We start from the raw sequence: 18,440 nt of genomic DNA, 5'->3' as shown, positions 1-18,440 counted from the left end.
GAGGTTAACGAGATGGAAGTCATTCTGCTCGACAAGATTGGCAAGCTGGGTGGCCTGGGTGACAAGGTCACCGTCAAGCCCGGCTATGGCCGCAACTATCTGGTGCCCTACGGCCTGGCCGTACCGGCGACCAAAGAAAACGTGGAAGCCTTCGAGGCTCAGCGTGCCGAGCTCGAGGCGCATGCCGCCGAGCGCAAGGCCGAGGCCGAAGCCCGCGCTGCCCAGCTCGCCGAAATCGAGCTGTCGCTGGTCGCCAAGGCCGGTGACGAAGGCAAGCTGTTCGGCTCTATTGGGCCGCGTGATCTGGCCGAGGCCATCGCCCAGGCCGGCATCGACATCGCCAAGAGCGAAGTGCGCATGCCGGAAGGCCCGATTCGCCAGACCGGCGAATATGACATTGCGCTGCAGTTGCATGCCGAAGTCAGTGCCAGCGTTCGCGTGGTGGTCGTGGCCGAGTAAGCCATGGTCGTCGCCTGACGCAGCGAAGGGCGCAAGGAGTTTGACTCCTTGCGCTTTTTTCGGGCTTGTCAAAATGTCAGACATTTAATAGTATTTATCAGACAATTGTTTTGTCCATGTTTCATGAGGAGAACGGGCCCGATATGTCCCTATCCCCGCTGGCATCGTTGTCGCCAGATGCTGACGCCCGGGAATTGGCCACGGTACTGGCCCGAGCCATCCTGTCGGGTCACTGGAACCCTGGCGACGGCTTTCCCCGTGAGTTGGATTTGTGTCGGCATTTCGCTGTCAGCCGCAACCTGGTGCGCAATGCCTTGGCCAGCCTGACCAGTGCCGGTCTGATCGAGCGCAGCGCCGGACGAGGCTCATGGGTTCGCGAGATCGGTGACTGGCATCTGCTCGATCCGCAGATGAGTGTCTGGATGACAGGGCTGGAGACAACACACCCCCAACTGATGCGCGAGATCTTCGCGTTTCGATTATCGGCCGAACCACATGTCGCCGAACTCGCCGCGCAAGCCGCCGATGCCGAAGACCTTGCGCGCCTGGAGCGGGCCTGGAATGGCATGCGTGACAGCGCCGGCGACCCCAAGCGGCGCAACGAGCACGCCGAATGCGATGTGGCTTTCCATGCCGCAGTCTACCGCGCCAGTCACAACCTGGTTTGGCGCCAGATGGGGCATCTGCTGCGGCCGTCGATCATTGCCTTGATCCAGCATTCGCAGCGCCGGGCTGGCGACCTGGACGATAGCTTGGAGCGTCATCGCCGGGTCATGGAGGCGATACGCTTGCGCCAACCCCAGGCGGCTCGTTTGGCCACGGCTCAGGTGCTCGAACGTACCGCTGACGATCTGAGCAAGGCGTCCAGCACCGTCGCAAGCTCCTCTTCCATTCCTGAACTGCAAGGACCCGGCTTATGAAAATCACCCGCCTCAAGACCTGGCAAGTTCCCCCGCGCTGGCTGTTTCTCAAGATCGAAACCGATCAAGGTTGCTACGGCTGGGGCGAGCCGGTCATCGAAGGACGTGCCGCGACCGTCGAAGCTGCGGTACACGAGTTGGCCGACTACCTGGTTGGCCAGGATCCTCATCGCATCGAGCATCTGTGGAACACTCTCTACCGTGCCGGTTTTTATCGTGGCGGGCCGATCCTGATGTCGGCCATTGCCGGGATCGATCAAGCCTTGTGGGACCTGAAGGGACGTGACCTGGGAGTGCCGGTACACCAGCTACTGGGGGGGGCGGTGCGCGACCGGATGCGCATGTATGCCTGGACCGGTGGCGATCGCCCCAGCGACGTGGGCGACGGCGCCAAGGCGCTTGTCGATCAGGGATTCACCGCCTTCAAGATGAACGGCACCCCCGAACTTGCGATCGTCGATTCGCACCAGAAGATCGATGATGCCGTGGCGCGCGTAGCCGAGGCTCGCGAAGCGGTGGGGCCGGACGTAGGAATCGGCATCGACTTCCATGGTCGCGTGCACCGGCCCATGGCCAAGGCCCTGCTGCGCGAGTTGGAGCCTTTCCACCCGATGTTCGTCGAGGAGCCGGTGGCGCCGGAGCATCTGCCGTGTCTGAAGCAGATCGCCGGCGGGCTCGGCTACCCCATCGCTACCGGGGAGCGACTTCATACTCGCTTCGAATTCCGTGACCTGCTGCGTGACGGCATGGTCGACGTGGTGCAGCCGGATCTGTCGCATTGCGGTGGTATCAGCGAGGGGCTGAAGATCGCCGCCCTGGCGTCGGCTCACGACGTGGCCCTGGCCCCGCATTGCCCGCTTGGCCCGCTGACCCTGGCTGCTTCGCTGCAATTGGATGCGGTGTGCCATAACGCCTTCATCCAGGAACAGAGCATGGGCATCCACTACAACCAGGATAACGACGTGCTCGATTATCTTGTCGACAAGAACGCGCTCAGGATCGAGGACGGCTTCTGTGCCATTCCTCAGGGGCCAGGGTTGGGTGTGGAGATCGACGAAAGCTTCGTCGAGGAGCGCGCCAAGGTGGGGCATCGTTGGCGCAATCCGGTTTGGACCCACGAAGATGGCTCGATCGCCGAATGGTGAGGGAGGCGAGCATGACCACCCGTAAGCGCCTGGCGTGGATCGCCGTGGACTGGGGCTCGAGCAATCTACGCGTCTGGGCCATGAGTGATGCCGACGAGGTACTGGCTCACCGTGGCACGGAGCGGGGCATGCTGGGCCTGAGCTCGACGCAATACGAGGCAACGCTGTTGGACGTCTTGGGCGATTGGTTGCCCGAGAATGATCCCTTGGATGTGATCGTCTGCGGCATGGCAGGGGCTCGTCAGGGCTGGCGGGAAGCACCCTATCTCGTGGTGCCGGCCCGCCTGGATACCTTGGCCGAGGGAGCGGTAGTGCCATCGGTTCAGGACCCGCGCTTGCAGGTCCGCCTGTTGCCGGGCCTATGCCAGCATCGCGACGAGACGGGGAAAGAATTCGACGTGATGCGTGGTGAGGAGACCCAACTCGCCGGCCTGGTGGCCCGCGAGCCGGAATTCTCGGGCCGAGTCTGCCTGCCCGGTACTCATGCCAAGTGGGCACGCCTCGTTGTGGGCGAGTTGCTTGGCTTCCAAACCTTCATGAGCGGTGAACTGTTCCGCCTGCTGGCCCAACAGTCGGTGCTGTCGCATTCGCTGAGTGAGGATGACCTTGCGGATTCAGCCTGTCGCGAGGCTTTCGTGACCGCGGTGCAAGATGTCAGCACCGAACCGACACGCTTCACCCAGCGCTTGTTCGCCATTCGTGCCGGCGACCTGCTCGATGAACGGCTGCCAGGCGGGGAAGCCCGTGGCGCATGCTTGGCGGCACGCCTTTCCGGTCTAGTGATCGGCCTCGAACTGGCGGGGGCTCTCGGTGGGTTGGACGAGAGTGAGCAGGTGTGTCTGATCGGCGCCGAGGCACTGTGTCATCGCTATGCGCTGGCGCTGGAAGCCTTGGGGTACACCAGCCGGGTCATCGACAACGAAAGGGCGGTGCTGGCTGGCTTGGCACTAGCTAGAAGCACCGTCAAGCATGAATGAATGGAGTTCCCCATGTCTCTTCCCCTGATCGGTATCTTGCGTGGTATCACCCCGGACGAAGTCGTCGAGGTCGGCGAGGCGCTGCTCGACGCCGGTATCGAGCGCATCGAAGTCCCTCTCAATTCTCCTGAGCCGCTGGAGAGCATTCGTCGCCTGAGTGAAGCACTGGGCGAACGCGCCCTGATCGGGGCCGGTACCGTATTGCACGTTTCCCAGGTGCGCGAGGTGCACGCCGTCGGTGGTCGGTTGGTAGTCTCGCCCAACTGCCGGCCTGCGGTGATCGAGGAGAGCCGGCGTCTGGGCATGGTGTCATTGCCAGGGATCGTCACTCCCTCCGAGGCTTTCGATGCCCTGGATGCCGGGGCCAGCGGTCTCAAGCTATTCCCTGCGGTACAGGTCGGCATCGAAGGCATGAAAGCGCTGCGTGCCGTGCTGCCTTCGGGCACCGAACTTTATGCCGTCGGTGGTATCGATGCCGGCAACTTTGGCGAGTGGCGGGCCGCCGGTGTAGCTGGCGCCGGACTTGGCAGCGCGCTCTACAAGCCCGGGCGAAGTGCCGCGGAGGTCGGTGCCAAGGCCCGTGAACTGGTGGCCGCCTGGCAGTTGGCCGAGGTTCCACTGCGTCTTGGCTGAGCTGCGCTCGTATTTGCCGATTAGACATTGGTAGTAATATTACTTTTTTCTTTTTGCGATTCACGGCTTAAACGATTAAGTTGGCGCTGACGTTGGAAGATTCCATCACGTCCAATGCCGGAGAGAAGGATGTGAGGAGCTTGATCGAGGTTGTCGTACGACCTTCGTCTTAAACGATTAAGCTTCAAGTTCCTCGCCTGACTACCAAAACAACCATAAAGGGATTCGCTTCAATGAATGCAGCTATGCTCAGAACCCCACTCGTTGCCGCCATTGCCGCCGTTAGCCTCGGGGTGAGTGGCGTTGCCGCCGCCGATACCGCCAGCCTCGAGCAACGCCTGGCTGAACTCGAGGCCCGCATCGTTGCTGCCGAGCAGCGTGCCGAGGCCGCCGAACAACGGGCGGCACTGGCCGAGCAGCAGGCCGAGTCGCGCCTCAGCGACGCAGAGGTCGAAGAGCGCTTGGCCAAGGTCGAGCGTCGGGCCAGTGGCGAAGAGGGCTTCTCCTTCAACGGCTATGCGCGTTCCGGTCTGCTGATTGGCGAGGATGGCAAGAGTCTTCCCGGTGGCCCTTACGTGACACCGGCAGGACCGTTGGGCGGTGCCGTGGGCCGCTTGGGTAACGAGCCTGATACTTACGCAGAGGCTGTCCTCAATTACAGGACCCAGTACGAGAACGGTGCAAAGGCCAAATATACCACCATGATTGCCGATGGCGTGACCACCAGCAATGACTGGACCGCCGACGAGTCGAATCTCAACGTACGCCAGGTCTACGCCGAGTTCAGCGAATTGCCGAGCTTCACCGGAGCCTTCGAGCATGCCTCTATCTGGGCCGGTAAGCGCTTCGATCGCGATAATTTCGATATCCACTGGATCGACAGCGACTTCGTGTTTTTGGCCGGAACCGGTGCCGGGATCTACGACGTACAGCTCGCCGACAACTGGCGCGCCAATTTCTCACTCTATGGTCGTACCTTCAGCGACCTGGATCTCAAGGAAGATGCCGATACCGGCAACGCCGAGACTGACAACCTGACGCTGACCGCCAACAACCACTTCGGCAACTGGCAGTGGATGGTCAGCGGTCTGTCCGCCGCGGACAATGAGGAGCGAGATATTGGTGCCGATCAAACAGCAGCCAACAGCGGTTTCCACACCATGGTCGCTTATCACGGCGACAGCTTCTTCGGCCTGAGCGAGGGCAACTTCAAGGCGGCGTTGATCCACGGCCGAGGTTTGGGTGCCGAAGCCAAGGTCATTGGTGCTGACGGCAATCTGACCGACGATGCCCAGGCGACGCGTATCGGCTTGTACGGTACCACCTACGTGGCACCGCGCTGGCGTATCGCACCGTCTATCCTGGCCGAGACCAGCGATGACCGTTTCGTACAGGGTGACGACTACAAATGGGCCGGTCTCAATGTGCGCCTGGCCAACGAAATCACCCAGAACTTCGAGATGCAGTATGAGGCGAGTTACCAGTACATGGATCTCGACCCGCAAGGCTTCGATGGCCGTAACGCGGTCAGGGGCGACTTCGGCAAGCTGACCATCGCACCGACCTTCAAGCCCCAGGTGGGCGGCTTTTGGCAGCGTCCCGAGATTCGTGCCTTCGCTTCCTATACCGACTGGACCGGCGAGCTGAACGACTTCAGCGACAGCGACTCCTTCGGCACGGAGGGCTTCACCGGCGAGCAGTGGAGCTTCGGGGTGCAGATGGAAACCTGGTTCTAATTCAGATTCGAGCCATACTGCTAGTAACGGCGACGTGGTCGTGTCGCGACGGCAGCGTCACTGTTTCGATCTTTCCCCGTGGGCGGTGTGATGCCCCCCACGGGGATTTTCATGTCGACGTGGCTCAGGGAGCATAGGGTGCGATGGGCTATTGGGGTAGAATGAGCCCCGCTTCCCGTACCGTCGAGGATCCTTGGCCACCATGAACGAAACCGTCGAGCTCGATCAGGAAACCGCCGCGCTGAAGGTGCCGCCGCACTCTCTGGAGGCCGAGCAATCGGTGCTCGGCGGGCTGATGCTCGACAACGGCGCCTGGGATACGGTCTCCGAGCGCCTCGTGGCAGGCGACTTCTATCGTTACGAACACCGCCTGGTGTTCAACGCCATGGCCGCGTTGGCCGAAAGCGGTCAGCCACTCGATGTGGTGACTCTCTCCGAGGCACTGGAGAACCGCGATCAGCTCGATACCGTGGGCGGACTGGCCTATCTGGCCGAGTTGGCGCGCAATACGCCTTCGGCGAGCAATATCCGTGCTTATACCGACATCGTTCATGAGCGCGCCACGTTGCGCAAGTTGATCCAGGCCGCCAATCAGATCGCCGAGAGCGCCTTTGCTCCCCAGGGTCGACCCTCCGACGAGCTGGTCAACGAAGCCGAACGGCTGGTATTCCAGATCAGTGAGGATCGCCCCAAGTCCGGTGGTCCGGTCGGCATGAGCGAGCTACTCGCCAAGGCAGTCGACCGCATCGACGAGCTGTTCAACATGCAGGGCGAGATGACCGGGCTTTCCACCGGCTTCCGCGATCTGGACGACATGACCTCGGGCCTGCAGCCTTCGGACCTGGTGATCATCGCCGGCCGCCCATCCATGGGCAAGACCACCTTCGCCATGAACGTGGTGGAGCATGCGGTGATCTCGAGCGACAAGCCGGTGATGGTGTTTTCCATGGAAATGCCCGCCGACGCCTTGATGCTACGCATGCTCTCATCGCTGGGGCGCATCGATCAGACCCGTGTGCGTACCGGGCAACTCGAGGATGAGGACTGGCCACGGCTGACCTCGGCGGTAAATCTGCTCAAGGACAAGCAGTTGTTCATCGACGATACCGCGGCGCTGTCGCCCAACGAGATGCGTTCGCGAATTCGGCGCCTGGTTCGCGAGCATGGCAACATCGGGTTGATCATGATCGACTACTTGCAGCTCATGCAGATCCCCGGTTTCTCCGAAAACCGTACCGGCGAGATTTCCGAAATCTCACGCTCGCTGAAGGGGCTGGCCAAGGAATTCGGCTGTCCGGTGATCGCCCTGTCGCAGCTAAACCGTTCACTGGAGCAGCGACCCAACAAGCGCCCGGTGATGTCCGACCTGCGCGAGTCCGGCGCCATCGAGCAGGATGCCGACCTGATTGCCTTCGTCTATCGCGACGAGGTCTATAATCCTGATAACCCCGACAATCAGGGCTTGGCCGAGCTGATCATCGGCAAGCAGCGTAACGGGCCGATCGGTACCGTGCACATGGCCTTCATTGGCAAATACACGCGTTTCGAAGACTTGGCGCCCGACAGCTACGGCCAGCATTTCGGCGAGTGAGCGCTTGGCCGGGGCTGACGAGCCGGACATGCTTGAGCCTGATCGCACGGGGCTTATAATGCCGCCCCTCAATACCGGTATCGAAAGGAGAGGATATGGCAGGCGGATTTCGTCGCGGCAAGCGTACTCCCAAGCTCGAGGCTCGAGGGGAACTGCAGGAAATCGAGCGCGAAGGTCCGTTCAAGGAGTGGCTGGGCATGCCGGACCTCTATCGCTATCGATTGGTGGTCGATGGCGAAACTTATAGCTATCAAACCGAGGAGGCCGAGATCCCGGTGCAGATCGGTGACCGGGTGGTGTTCCGCTATCGGGAAACCAAGGCCGGCAAGTGGGTCGACCGCAACTCCCTGGGCAAGGCCATCGATCCCTCCAGCTATCAGTAGCCGGGGAACCTGGTGGGTTGGACAAAGGTCACACTCCTAACGTCACAGGGACACAAGGTTGTCATCGTGCGCTGGCATGCTGGCCCATCGATATGCTGTGACGGTCAACTCGCTTTCCAGGAGGGAAGTTTCATGGAACTTCAGGACTTCAAGGCCTTTGTCGGCCATCAGGACAATTTCGAGATTCGCGTGATTACCCATACCGGTAGCCGCTTCTACCAGATCGAACTGGAGGATGTCGAAGGCAAGCGACATATGCTGACCCAACGCGGCAAGCCGATGCTGTTCCGCACACTCGAGGACGTCTATCTCGAACTCAATCGCTCCGGCATCCATCGTGCCTATCTGGTACAGCACGATCCCCACGACGAAATGATCGGGCGTGAGACCCATTATCGCGATCCTCTGACTTCGCGCATGCCACTGGTGTTTTGACGACTATCCGGATTTGGGAGCCTAGGTTGGTCAGAAGTTATACGAATGACATTGATAGTATAACTTTATTCCATTGATCGGCACCCGGGCTGGTACAATGCCGCCATCATTCCTTGCATGGAGGCGATCATGCCATCCCCCCGTTTCGGTGTGATGCTGGTCAACCTGGGAACCCCCGATGCCCCGACCGCGGATGCCGTACGCCGTTATCTAGGCGAATTCCTGTGGGACAAGCGTGTGGTGGATGCTCCGCGTCCGCTGTGGTGGCTGATTCTGCATGGAGTGATTCTGCGCTTTCGCCCGGGGCGTGTCGCCAAGGGGTATCAGGCGGTCTGGACGGGCGAAGGCTCGCCGCTGCTGGCGATCGGTCGACGTCAGCAGCGTGCCTTGGCCGCGGCGCTGGAGCGTCTTTATGGTGAGACGATCCCGGTGGAACTGGCCATGACCTATGGCAACCCTTCGCTGCGCGAAAGTGGCTTGCGCCTGCGCGAGGCCGGTGTGGGGCGCATCCTGGTCTTGCCGCTATACCCGCAGTTCTCGCGTTCGACCACCGCAGCGGTGTTCGATGGTCTGGCCCGGGCATTGACGCCTTGTCCGCATCTCCCAGAGCTGCGCTTCGTGCGCGACTATCACGATCACCCGGCTTACGTTCAGGCGCTGGCGGCGAGCATTCGCGAACATTGGGCGGCGCACGGCGGGGAACGGGGCCGGTTACTGTTGTCCTACCATGGCATTCCCCAGCGCTATGCCGAGGAAGGTGATCCCTATCCACGTCATTGCGAGACCACCAGCCGTCTGGTGGCCGAGGCGCTGGAGCTGTCCGACGACGAATGGCTGATGAGCTACCAATCACGCTTTGGTCGCGAGGAATGGCTCAAGCCCTACACGGATGAAACGCTCAAGGCCTGGGGACGTGAGGGGATCGAACAGGTCGACATCATCAGCCCTGCCTTTGCCGCCGACTGCCTCGAGACCTTGGAGGAACTCGAAGTTGAGAACCGCGACAACTTCCTCGGTGCCGGCGGCAAGACCTATCGCTACATTCCCGCGCTCAATGACCGCCCCGAGCACATCGAGCTGCTGAGCCAATTGGTCGAGCAGCATACCCGCGGCTGGTAATAAAGGCCGCGGGCGACGAGCTTCGGGCTACGAGCTAAGAACTACGGCTACGGGGGCTCGCAGCCCGAGGCCCGCGACTCGTAACCGGCGCGTAGCGCCCTGTGTCAGCCATGCCCCTTGTCGGGGTGTGGCACCGGCTTCTCGCCAATTTCTTCCTTGCGCAATTCGACCGGCTTGCCACGAGTCTTGTCAGCGTGGCGCAATTGCAGGTGAAGCCCGGTCTTGGCCAGCAGGTGTGCGGACACTGGTGCGGTGATGAACAGGAACAGGGTGATCAGCATTTCCTGGACGACCGGCTGACTTTCAATAACCCCGAAATACAGCATCGAGGCGACTAGAGTGCTGCCGATGCCCATGGTGGTGGCCTTGGTGGGGCCGTGCAAGCGCATGTAGAAATCGCGAAAGTGAGCCATGCCCAGCGAGCCGATGAAGGTAAAGGCGCCGCCAGCGACCAGGAAAAAGGCGATGACACCTTCCAGAATCACGTAATAGGTCATGTCGTGTTCCTTTCCTCGGCTTATTCGATGATGTCGCCGCGTAGCAGATACTTGCAGACCGCTACGGTACTGATGAAACCAAGCATGGCGATCAGCAATGCCGCCTCGAAATAGGTCTTGGTATTAAGCCACAACCCTAGCAGCACGATCAGGGCGATGGAGTTGACATACATGGTATCCAGCGCCAGCAGACGATCGGGCATGTCCGGGCCCACAATGAGACGATAGACGTTCAGAGCCAGAGCCATCAGGATCAGTGCCAGGCTGATCCACAGTGCCGTATCTAGCATTCGTAGATCTCCTTGAGTGGCTGCTCGTAGCGCTCGCGAATTTCCTCTACCAAGGCCTTTTCATCGTCCACATCCAGGGCGTGGATCAGCAGCGTTCTGCCATCCATGCGCAGATTGGCCGAGACCGTACCAGGGGTCAGGCTGATGGTATTGGCCAGTAGAGTGATCGGGAAGCTGTGCTCCAGCGTCAGCGGATACTCGATGAAGGCAGGGCGGGAACGCCGCCAGGGATTGATGATGATCCACGAAACCAGGAGGTTGGCGATGATGATGTCGATCAATACACGGAACATGAAACGCAGCAGCAGCCAGGGTTTTCTGACCATCGGCTGATCGTCCCAGAAGCGTCGGGTCAGCAACGGGATGGCGACACCCAGGGTGGCGCCAAGCAGGATATGGCCGAGGGACAGGCTGCGTACCAACAACAACCATACGATCAGCAGCAGGATCGACAGTAGAGGTGTAGGCAGCCAGGAGCGTGGTGTGATCATGTATCACCTCCAGCAACAGCTTCAGGCAGCAGCGCCTGAATATGCGGGTCGGGGCTGGCCAATTGCTCGGCCGTGGCTTGGGTATAATCGCTGACCGGACCGGCCAGTATCACCAGCAAGGGCGAGGCACCGAGCAGCCACGACACGCCGAACAACTGGCGTCGTGTCAATGGGGCACGGTTGGGCTCGCCCTCGTGACTACGCCAGAACAGTGTCGAGCCGGCACGCGACAGGGCGACCAGCGAGCACAGGCCTGCGCCCAGCAGGATCGGCCACAGCCAAGGCTGGTGGTCCGCCGGCGTGGCATCGAGCAGCAGTGCCTTGCCGATCGCTCCGGAGAGTGGCGGTAGTCCCGCCACGGCCACGGCGCTGAGGAAGAACAGACTGGCGAGCAGGCCTCCGTTCTGTAGGGGACGGCCCTTGACCAGGCGCGTGTTGGCCTTGCCGCGTTGCAAGCCGATCAGTTCGGCGAGCAGGAACAAGCCGCCAGTCACCAGGGTCGTGTGCACGAGATAGAAAAGTAGAGCGCTTATGGCCTGGGGCGTGTGAATGCCGATACCTGCCAGCAGGGTACCCACCGACACCAGCACCAGATAAGCGACCAGCAAACGCAGGTCGCGTGCCGCCAGCACGCCAATGGCCGCTACCACCAGTGTCGCCAGTGACAGCCACCATACCCAAGGCTGCTCCAGGGCCGCCAGCGGTCCGGCATGATCGCCGAACACCAGGTGATAGACCCGCAGGATGGCGTAGATTCCCACCTTGGTCATGATGGCGAACAGTGCCGCCACTGGCGCCGGTGCCGCGGCATAGGCGCGCGGCATCCAGAAGTAGAGTGGCAGGATGGCGGCCTTGAGACCGAACACCACCAGCAGCAGCAGGGCCCCGGCACTGACCAGCCCGGCGCGTTCGGGATTCAGTTCGCTAAGGCGTACGGCCATGTCGGCCATGTTGAGGGTGCCGGTGGCGCCATAGAGGACGCCAACGGCAATCAGGAACAGCGACGATCCGGCCAGATTGAGGACCACATAGTGCACGCCGGCCTGAATGCGTGCCTTGCCACCACCGTGCATCAGTAGGGCATAGGAGGCCAGCAGCAGCACCTCGAAGAACACGAACAGGTTGAACAGGTCGCCGGTCAGGAAGGCACCGTTGATGCCCATCAACTGCAACTGGAAGAGGCCATGGAAGTTGCTGCCCTGCTCATCGTCGCCGGCGCAGGCGAATACCACGCAACCCAGTGCCAGGATCGCCGTGAGCAGTATCATCAGTGCCGAGAGGCGGTCCAGCACCATGACGATACCGAAGGGTGGCTGCCAGTCGCCCACGGCATAGTAAGTCACCTCGCCACTCGATGCCTTGATCACAAGGGCAATGGCTACCGCCAGCAGTGCTACGGTGGCACTGACGCCGATCACACGCTTGTGATGGGTATTACCCTGTCGGCTGCGCAGCAAGACGACACCGGCCACCAATGGCAGCACAATAGGCAGAATGACCAGATGCTGCATCATCGACGGTCCTCCCGAAACTCCTCGAATTTTCCGCCATCGACATGGTCATTGCCCAGGTCGCCACGGGCGCGCATCGCCAGGATGACCACGAAGGCGGTCATGGCGAAGCCGATGACGATGGCGGTAAGCACCAGGGCTTGGGGCAGAGGGTCGGCGTAGTTGCTGGGGCCATCGATGATGACCGCTCCGTTGGTGGTCAGCCCGCCCATCGAGAACAGGAATAGATTGACCGCGTAGGACAGCAGCGTCAGGCCGACGACCACGGGGAAGGTGCGACCGCGCAGAGTCAGGAACAGGCCGCAGGCCGTAAGGATGCCGGTGGTAATGGCATAAAGGCTTTCCATCAGGCTTTCTCCTTGCTGGGGCGCTGGGACTTCTCGGTGTCGAGGATCAGAGGCGCTTCCTCGCTGGGAGGTGCTGGCGTTTCCTTGCGGGAAACGGCTGGCGCCTCCTTGGTCGGGCGATGCGGTGTGGTCAGTTTGCCCAAGTTGGCGAGGATCATCAGGGTTGCGCCAACCACCGCCAGGTAAACGCCCAAGTCGAATAGCATGGCGGTGGCCAGCTCGATATCGCCGACCAGCGGGATATGAAAGTGACCGAATGCCGAGGTCAGGAAAGGACGGCCAAACAACCAACTCCCCAGCCCAGTGAGGGTGGCGACGGCCACCCCGCCAATGGCCACCGGCTGGTAGGGGAAATCGAGCCGGTTCTGAGTCCATTCCACGCCACGCGCCATGTACACCAGGATCAATGCCACGGCGGTGACCAGGCCGGCAATGAAACCGCCACCCGGCATGTTGTGGCCGCGCAGGAAGATGAAGGCCGCGACCAGTAGCGCCAAGGGCAGTAGCGCCTGGGATACGGTGGTGAGGATCATCGGATAACGGTCCGGCGACCAGACCCGCCCCTCGCCATCACTATGAGGCATGAACAAGCGCAGGCGATTCAGCAGCTTGAAGATCGCCAGGCCGGCCAGTGCCAGTACGGTGATCTCGCCCAAGGTATCGAAACCGCGGAAATCGACCAGAATCACGTTGACCACGTTGTGGCCACCGCCACCAGGGACACTGTTGGCGATGAAGAAACCGGCGATACTGTCGATTTCACGAGTCAGTACTGCGTAGTTGAGACTTGCCACCACCATGCCTAGCGTGCCGGCCAAGACCAGGTCGCGGATAATGCGGCTTGCCGAAGATTCCTGTGGCGTCTTCTGTGGCAGGAAGAACAGCGCCAGCATCAGCAGGATCATGGTCACCACCTCCACCGACAACTGGGTCAGCGCCAGGTCGGGTGCGGAGAAGCGGGCGAAGGTCAGGGATACCACCAGCCCCACCACCGACAGCATCAGCAGCGAGATCAGGCGATAGCGATGGGTGATCGCGGTGCCCAACGCCGCGAAGATCATCAGCGCCGAGCCCAGCACCAGCATGGCATCCAGCGGTTGGGTGGGCTTGTCGCCGGCGAGCTCAGGCAGTTCGACCAGCCCCAGGGTGGCCAGCAGCAGTGCCGTGCCCAGCAGCAGACTCATGTAGCGTTGCAGCGAGCCGTTCTCCAGCCGGTGGGTTAGCGTTTGAGTGCGGGCGACCAGGGACTGGATAGTCCCCTCGAAAACCAGTCGGGCATCTATTGGCGCGAACTGGCGGGCAAAGTGTCGGATGTTCGAGTGCAGACCATAGGCGGTGATCCCGGCAGCCAGGGCGGCGAGGCTCATCACCAGTGGCAGGTTGACGCCGTGCCAGATGGCAAGGTGGAAGTCGAGCGGCTCGCGCAGTACCGCGCGGGTGGCCAGATCGAGTATCCCGGTGGCCAGGGCCGCAGGGAATAGTCCCACGGCGACGCACAAGGTGGCCAGCAGCTCCACTGGCGCGCGCATCAGGCGTGGCGGCTCATGGGGAGACTTGGGAGGAACCTCCTTGGCGGGTTTGAAAAAGACACCATGTACCAGGCGCAGGGAATAGGCCACCGACAGGATGCCCCCGAGCGTGGCCAGCACTGGCAGCAGCCAGCCCAGGCCGCCCAGCAGCGCCGTATCCAGGGTCTCGGTGAAGAACATCTCCTTGGACAGGAAACCGTTGAGCAACGGTACCCCGGCCATGGACGCCGCGGTGATGGTGGTCAACAAGGCGGTGATCGGCATGGCGCGGCGCAATCCGCCCAGCTTGCCGAGCTCACGGGCGCCGGTTTCATGGTCGATGATCCCGGCGCTCATGAACAACGCACCCTTGAAGGTGGCGTGATTGAGGATATGGAACAGCGCGGCGAGGATCGCCATGGGACTGCCGATACCCAGCAACGCGGTGACCAGTCCAAGGTGGCTAACGGTGGAAAATGCCAGGATGGCCTTGAGGTCGGTCTTGAGCAGGGCGAACCAGGCGCCATACAGGAAAGTGGTCATACCGGTCAGGGTCACCAGCCATCCCCACAGCTCACTGTCGCCGAGTGCCGGATGCAGGCGCGCCATCAAGAAAATGCCAGCCTTGACCATGGTTGCCGAATGCAGGTAGGCAGAGACCGGCGTTGGTGCCGCCATGGCGTGTGGCAACCAGAAGTGGAACGGAAACTGCGCCGATTTGGTGAAGGCACCAAGCAGCACCAACACCAGCATGACGGGATAGCGTGGGTCAGCGAGAATGACATCGGCACTGGACAACACTACGCCCAGATCGAAACTGCCGACCATATCACCCAGCAACAGGAAGCCTGCCAATAACGCCAGCCCCCCTGCGCCGGTTACCGTCATGGCCATGCGGGCACCCTTGCGGGCATCCGTCCAGTGTGACCAATAGCCGATCAACAGAAAGGACGACAGGCTGGTCAGCTCCCAGAATATCCACAGTAACAGGAGATTGTCGGCCATCACGATGCCAAGCATGGACAGCATGAACAGTACCAGATAGGCATAGAAACGGCCGTAGGGCTCCCCTGCCGAGAGATAGAAATGGGCGTAAAGGATGATCAGCAGGCCGATACCGAGGATCAAGGTGGCGAACATCAGGGAGAGGCCGTCCATACGGAAGGCTAGGTCAAGCCCTAGGCTGGGAATCCAGCTAAGCGCGACGCGGGGAAGCTCTCCGTCGAGTAAAGCGGGCACCTGACTCAGGGTGAGGAGCAGGGCCATGGCCGGTAGCGTTACCGTGGCTAGCGTGCAAAAGCCGCGCCCACGTCTTGCGGTGAGCGCGGGGACCAGCACGCCTAGCAGGGTCAACAAGGGAATCCAAAGCAATGTCATCGATCGATTGTCCTGCGTGGGTCCATCGAAATAGGGGTGTGATTGAGCCTATCGACGCCGCCATACTCTATCGTAAAGGAAACGGACACGCAGGCTTTCCGATCCAGTTGTTGATTACCATCGATGTGAATCGATAGAGTCTAATTTGCTCTAGATGGGAGCGCAGTGCCGCTGCGAACGGTGACCAGGCACTTTTTTCGACAGCCTGGAGCAGGCGTTGGCAATGCCGGATCGGGATACGGTGACAGGAGACCAAGGGGCATGCAACTGGCCGTATTGGGAGGCTTCGTATTGGCGGCCTTCGCGCCGCTGCTGCACCGTTGGTTCGGTGACCGTGCCGGCCTGGTGATGGCCCTGTTGCCTGCCGCCCTGTCGCTGTGGCTGTTCGCTCAACTGCCGGCAGTGGTCGGCGGCGAGGTGTTGGTATTCGAGCAAGCCTGGGTGCCGGGCCTGGACATTGAACTGACCTTCCTGCTCGATGGCCTGGCATTGCTGTTCGCCTTGCTGATCAGTGTGATCGGTGTCTTCGTGCTGGTCTATTCCAGCGCTTACCTCAAGGGGCATCCCGATCTGGCTCGCTTCCATGTGGTGCTAGTGGCCTTCATGATGTCGATGCTCGGCCTGGTGCTGGCCGACAACCTGGTAGCCCTGTTCGTATTCTGGGAACTTACCAGCATCACATCCTATCTGCTGATCGGCTTCAACCATACCGACCCCGAGGCCCGCAAGTCAGCATCGCAAGGGTTGTTCGTCACTGTCGCTGGAGGCCTGGCGCTGATGGCGGGGTTGGTCATGCTGGCCGTCGTCGGGGAAAGCTGGTCGTTGCAGACGCTGGTGGCCCAAGGCGATACCCTGCGCGCCCATCCCCTTTACCTGCCCATTCTACTCTGCCTGCTGGCCGGTGCCTTCACCAAGTCGGCTCAATTCCCGTTCCACTTCTGGCTGCCCAACGCCATGGCGGCACCGACACCGGTTTCCGCCTACCTGCATTCGGCGACCATGGTCAAGGCCGGCATCTATCTGTTGGCACGCATGCAGCCAGGCATGGGCGGCACAGAAGCCTGGGTGACGCTGCTGTCGCTGTTCGGGGCCGTAACCATGGTGACGGGAGCCTTCCTGGCTCTGCGTCATACCGGCATCAAGTCCTTGCTGGCCTATTCCACGATCATGGCGCTGGGCACTCTGACCATGCTGCTGGGTATCGGTACCGAAGAGGCCATGATCGCTTTCGGTACCTTCCTGCTGGCACATTCGTTGTACAAGGGGGCGTTGTTCCTGGTCGCGGGCATTCTCGATCATGAAACCGGCACCAAGGATATCTCGGCCATGGGCGGGTTGCGTCGGGTGATGCCGGTATCCGCCACCTGCGCCGGCGTCGCGGCATTGTCGCTGGGTGGGGTAATCCCGCTGTTCGGCTTCACTGCCAAGGAACTGATGTTCACGTCTGTTCTGCACGCCGAACGCTTCACAGTCTTGCTGCCGGCGCTGAGTCTGGCAGCGGCGGTGATGACTCTGGCCGCCGCTGCCATCGTCGCGCTACGGCCGTTTTTCGGGAATAGGCGCGAAATGCCCAGGGCGCCGCACGAAGGGCCTCCCGAGATGCTTGCTGGTCCGCTGGTGATGGCTGGCCTGTCATTGTTGCTGGGGCTGATGCCTGGGCTGGCGTCCGGCTTGGTGGGAGCCACCGCCAGCAGTGTGAACGGTGCGCCGCTGCCGGCTTCGCTATCTCTATGGCACGGCGTTAACCTGCCCTTGGGGCTGTCGCTGGTGAGCCTGGTGCTAGGGCTGCTGATCTTTCGCTACTGGGATTATTGGCGGATCTGGATGCGGTCCCTGGAGCCGTTGTTCGCGCGTGGTCCGGAAATGGGATATTTCAAGATCATGGATCTGATCGTGACGATCTCCGTCTGGCAGACACGCATGCTGCAGAATGGCTATATCCGCAATTATCTGGTCATGACCCTGATGGTACTGGTCGGCCTGACCGGTTATACCCTGTGGTCCCGGCATGGGTTGGCTTTTTCCTTCGCCCTGGATGTCCGCTTTCATGAGGCGCTGGTGGCCGGACTGATGGTGGCTGGGGCGGTCACTGCCTGCATCATGCGCCTGAGGCTCGCCGCAGTGGCCTCGGTCGGCGTCATGGGCTTCTGTATCGCCCTGACCTTCGTGATCTTCAGTGCCCCGGATCTGGGTATCACCCAGTTACTGATCGAGACCCTCACGGTAATCCTGTTGATCCTGGTGCTGTTTCGCCTGCCGCGCTTCGCCAGCCTGTCCACCACGTTGGAGCGGGTTCGCGATCTGGTGGTCGCCGGTGCCACGGGGTTGCTTATGACGTTGCTGATACTGACGGTGCTCGATGAGCGACTGTTCCCGAGCATTGCCGATTACATGATTGCCAACAGTCAGCCTGAGGGTCATGGCCACAACATCGTCAACGTGATCCTGGTCGACTTTCGTGCCTTGGATACCTTGGGGGAGGTGTTCGTGCTGGCTCTGGCGGCCATCGGGGTCTACGCCATGTTGAGCTTCCACGTCGATGAATACGATGCTCGACGCCAACCCGAACGAAAGGAGCCTAGGGATGGTTAGGTCGGGTACGTTGATTCTCAGCGTCGCGGCACGCTTGCTGATGCCGTTGCAGTTGCTGTTTTCGGTATTCCTGCTGCTGCGTGGCCATGATGAACCGGGAGGCGGCTTCATCGCCGGCCTGGTGGCGGCCGGCGCGTTCGCGCTCTACATGTTCGCCTATGGCACTCAGGCGACTCGTGCCATGCTGCGGGTTGCCCCCCAGGACCTGATCGGGATGGGGCTTTTCCTTGGGGTGGCCTCGACATTGCCTGCCTGGTGGCACGGCCAGCCCTTCATGACCGCCCAGTGGTGGACGATCCCGCTGATCGGTTTCACGTTCTCGACCCCCTTGATTTTCGATATCGGCGTCTACCTGGTGGTGCTGGGTTCGGTGCTGACGGCAGTGGTGGGGCTGATGGATGGAGGCCGGGATGACGGCTGAGGTACGAC

At 61.3% G+C, this 18,440-nt stretch carries 18 protein-coding genes; 12 read left to right on the top strand and 6 right to left on the bottom strand.

Annotated features, from left to right (window positions below; translation table 11 throughout):
* The first annotated feature begins 12 nt into the window (after positions 1–12).
* The 10 genes from rplI to hemH all read left to right on the top strand — a co-directional run bounded on the left by rplI (position 13) and on the right by hemH (position 9,398).
* Complete coding sequence (rplI, locus tag IE093_RS15205) at positions 13–459, top strand: 50S ribosomal protein L9 (RefSeq protein ID WP_189470644.1); 447 nt, start codon at positions 13–15, stop codon at positions 457–459.
* Between the two features lie 143 nt (positions 460–602).
* Complete coding sequence (locus IE093_RS15200) at positions 603–1,379, top strand: FadR/GntR family transcriptional regulator (protein WP_189470643.1); 777 nt, start codon at positions 603–605, stop codon at positions 1,377–1,379.
* Complete coding sequence (gene dgoD, locus IE093_RS15195) at positions 1,376–2,524, top strand: galactonate dehydratase (RefSeq protein WP_189470642.1); 1,149 nt, start codon at positions 1,376–1,378, stop codon at positions 2,522–2,524. Before IE093_RS15200 ends, dgoD begins: the two co-directional genes overlap by 4 nt.
* Positions 2,525–2,535: 11 nt before the next feature.
* Positions 2,536–3,501 (top strand): 2-dehydro-3-deoxygalactonokinase, encoded by a 966-nt coding sequence (locus IE093_RS15190; RefSeq protein WP_229803620.1) that lies wholly within the window; start codon positions 2,536–2,538, stop codon positions 3,499–3,501.
* 12 nt (positions 3,502–3,513) lie between these two features.
* On the top strand, positions 3,514–4,134 hold the full coding sequence (locus IE093_RS15185; RefSeq protein ID WP_189470640.1) for a 2-dehydro-3-deoxy-6-phosphogalactonate aldolase: 621 nt from the start codon (positions 3,514–3,516) through the stop codon (positions 4,132–4,134).
* A gap of 245 nt (positions 4,135–4,379) precedes the next feature.
* Positions 4,380–5,870: a carbohydrate porin gene (locus tag IE093_RS15180; RefSeq protein WP_229803618.1), complete on the top strand. Its 1,491-nt coding sequence runs from the start codon at positions 4,380–4,382 to the stop codon at positions 5,868–5,870.
* Positions 5,871–6,072: 202 nt separating this feature from the next.
* Positions 6,073–7,461, top strand: coding sequence for a replicative DNA helicase (dnaB, locus tag IE093_RS15175; RefSeq protein WP_189470638.1), 1,389 nt, complete (start codon positions 6,073–6,075; stop codon positions 7,459–7,461).
* A 95-nt stretch (positions 7,462–7,556) separates the two neighbouring features.
* Complete coding sequence (locus IE093_RS15170; RefSeq protein WP_189470636.1) at positions 7,557–7,844, top strand: hypothetical protein; 288 nt, start codon at positions 7,557–7,559, stop codon at positions 7,842–7,844.
* 132 nt (positions 7,845–7,976) lie between these two features.
* Positions 7,977–8,279: a DUF6482 family protein gene (locus IE093_RS15165; RefSeq protein WP_189470634.1), complete on the top strand. Its 303-nt coding sequence runs from the start codon at positions 7,977–7,979 to the stop codon at positions 8,277–8,279.
* A gap of 129 nt (positions 8,280–8,408) precedes the next feature.
* Entirely contained in the window at positions 8,409–9,398 is a 990-nt protein-coding gene (gene hemH / locus IE093_RS15160; RefSeq protein WP_189470632.1) for a ferrochelatase, read from the top strand.
* A 104-nt stretch (positions 9,399–9,502) separates the two neighbouring features.
* Here the strand turns inward: hemH and IE093_RS15155 are convergent, their stop codons facing one another.
* From IE093_RS15155 to IE093_RS15130, 6 genes are read right to left on the bottom strand one after another with little or no spacing between them, the layout of a single operon-like run.
* Positions 9,503–9,895, bottom strand: a complete 393-nt coding sequence (locus tag IE093_RS15155) for a Na+/H+ antiporter subunit G (RefSeq protein WP_189470630.1) — start codon at positions 9,893–9,895, stop codon at positions 9,503–9,505.
* Positions 9,896–9,915: 20 nt separating this feature from the next.
* Positions 9,916–10,185, bottom strand: a complete 270-nt coding sequence (locus IE093_RS15150) for a K+/H+ antiporter subunit F (RefSeq protein ID WP_189470628.1) — start codon at positions 10,183–10,185, stop codon at positions 9,916–9,918.
* A complete protein-coding gene (locus IE093_RS15145; RefSeq protein WP_189470626.1) occupies positions 10,179–10,676 on the bottom strand; it encodes a Na+/H+ antiporter subunit E in 498 nt (165 codons plus the stop codon). Before IE093_RS15145 ends, IE093_RS15150 begins: the two co-directional genes overlap by 7 nt.
* Positions 10,673–12,190, bottom strand: a complete 1,518-nt coding sequence (locus tag IE093_RS15140) for a monovalent cation/H+ antiporter subunit D (protein WP_189470624.1) — start codon at positions 12,188–12,190, stop codon at positions 10,673–10,675. Before IE093_RS15140 ends, IE093_RS15145 begins: the two co-directional genes overlap by 4 nt.
* Positions 12,187–12,534, bottom strand: coding sequence for a Na+/H+ antiporter subunit C (locus IE093_RS15135; protein ID WP_189470622.1), 348 nt, complete (start codon positions 12,532–12,534; stop codon positions 12,187–12,189). Before IE093_RS15135 ends, IE093_RS15140 begins: the two co-directional genes overlap by 4 nt.
* Positions 12,534–15,419 (bottom strand): monovalent cation/H+ antiporter subunit A, encoded by a 2,886-nt coding sequence (locus IE093_RS15130; protein ID WP_189470620.1) that lies wholly within the window; start codon positions 15,417–15,419, stop codon positions 12,534–12,536. The genes IE093_RS15135 and IE093_RS15130 overlap by 1 nt, the downstream gene beginning before the upstream one ends.
* A gap of 261 nt (positions 15,420–15,680) precedes the next feature.
* On the opposite strand from IE093_RS15130, the gene IE093_RS15125 reads away from it, so the two are divergent.
* Positions 15,681–18,011 carry a putative monovalent cation/H+ antiporter subunit A gene (locus IE093_RS15125; protein ID WP_189470618.1) on the top strand — a complete coding sequence of 777 codons (2,331 nt, stop codon included), beginning with the start codon at positions 15,681–15,683 and terminating at the stop codon, positions 18,009–18,011.
* Positions 18,004–18,432, top strand: coding sequence for a Na+/H+ antiporter subunit B (locus IE093_RS15120; protein WP_189470616.1), 429 nt, complete (start codon positions 18,004–18,006; stop codon positions 18,430–18,432). Before IE093_RS15125 ends, IE093_RS15120 begins: the two co-directional genes overlap by 8 nt.
* Positions 18,433–18,440: the final 8 nt, after the last annotated feature.

It is taken from the genome of Litchfieldella qijiaojingensis, from assembly GCF_014651875.1.
GTDB lineage: Bacteria > Pseudomonadota > Gammaproteobacteria > Pseudomonadales > Halomonadaceae > Litchfieldella > Litchfieldella qijiaojingensis.
This window is presented reverse-complemented; position numbering and strand designations above follow the sequence as displayed.

Bases quoted from the DNA above. Each gene is read 5' to 3' on its own strand.
- IE093_RS15165 (WP_189470634.1), top strand. From the start codon at position 7,977: ATGGAACTTCAGGACTTCAAGGCCTTTGTCGGCCATCAGGACAATTTC.
- IE093_RS15130 (WP_189470620.1), bottom strand. From the start codon at position 15,419: ATGACATTGCTTTGGATTCCCTTGTTGACCCTGCTAGGCGTGCTGGTC.
- rplI (WP_189470644.1), top strand. From the start codon at position 13: ATGGAAGTCATTCTGCTCGACAAGATTGGCAAGCTGGGTGGCCTGGGT.
- IE093_RS15155 (WP_189470630.1), bottom strand. From the start codon at position 9,895: ATGACCTATTACGTGATTCTGGAAGGTGTCATCGCCTTTTTCCTGGTC.
- IE093_RS15125 (WP_189470618.1), top strand. From the start codon at position 15,681: ATGCAACTGGCCGTATTGGGAGGCTTCGTATTGGCGGCCTTCGCGCCG.
- IE093_RS15120 (WP_189470616.1), top strand. From the start codon at position 18,004: ATGGTTAGGTCGGGTACGTTGATTCTCAGCGTCGCGGCACGCTTGCTG.
- IE093_RS15170 (WP_189470636.1), top strand. From the start codon at position 7,557: ATGGCAGGCGGATTTCGTCGCGGCAAGCGTACTCCCAAGCTCGAGGCT.
- dnaB (WP_189470638.1), top strand. From the start codon at position 6,073: ATGAACGAAACCGTCGAGCTCGATCAGGAAACCGCCGCGCTGAAGGTG.
- hemH (WP_189470632.1), top strand. From the start codon at position 8,409: ATGCCATCCCCCCGTTTCGGTGTGATGCTGGTCAACCTGGGAACCCCC.
- IE093_RS15150 (WP_189470628.1), bottom strand. From the start codon at position 10,185: ATGCTAGATACGGCACTGTGGATCAGCCTGGCACTGATCCTGATGGCT.
- IE093_RS15145 (WP_189470626.1), bottom strand. From the start codon at position 10,676: ATGATCACACCACGCTCCTGGCTGCCTACACCTCTACTGTCGATCCTG.
- IE093_RS15190 (WP_229803620.1), top strand. From the start codon at position 2,536: ATGACCACCCGTAAGCGCCTGGCGTGGATCGCCGTGGACTGGGGCTCG.
- IE093_RS15180 (WP_229803618.1), top strand. From the start codon at position 4,380: ATGCTCAGAACCCCACTCGTTGCCGCCATTGCCGCCGTTAGCCTCGGG.
- IE093_RS15140 (WP_189470624.1), bottom strand. From the start codon at position 12,190: ATGATGCAGCATCTGGTCATTCTGCCTATTGTGCTGCCATTGGTGGCC.
- IE093_RS15135 (WP_189470622.1), bottom strand. From the start codon at position 12,534: ATGGAAAGCCTTTATGCCATTACCACCGGCATCCTTACGGCCTGCGGC.
- IE093_RS15185 (WP_189470640.1), top strand. From the start codon at position 3,514: ATGTCTCTTCCCCTGATCGGTATCTTGCGTGGTATCACCCCGGACGAA.
- dgoD (WP_189470642.1), top strand. From the start codon at position 1,376: ATGAAAATCACCCGCCTCAAGACCTGGCAAGTTCCCCCGCGCTGGCTG.
- IE093_RS15200 (WP_189470643.1), top strand. From the start codon at position 603: ATGTCCCTATCCCCGCTGGCATCGTTGTCGCCAGATGCTGACGCCCGG.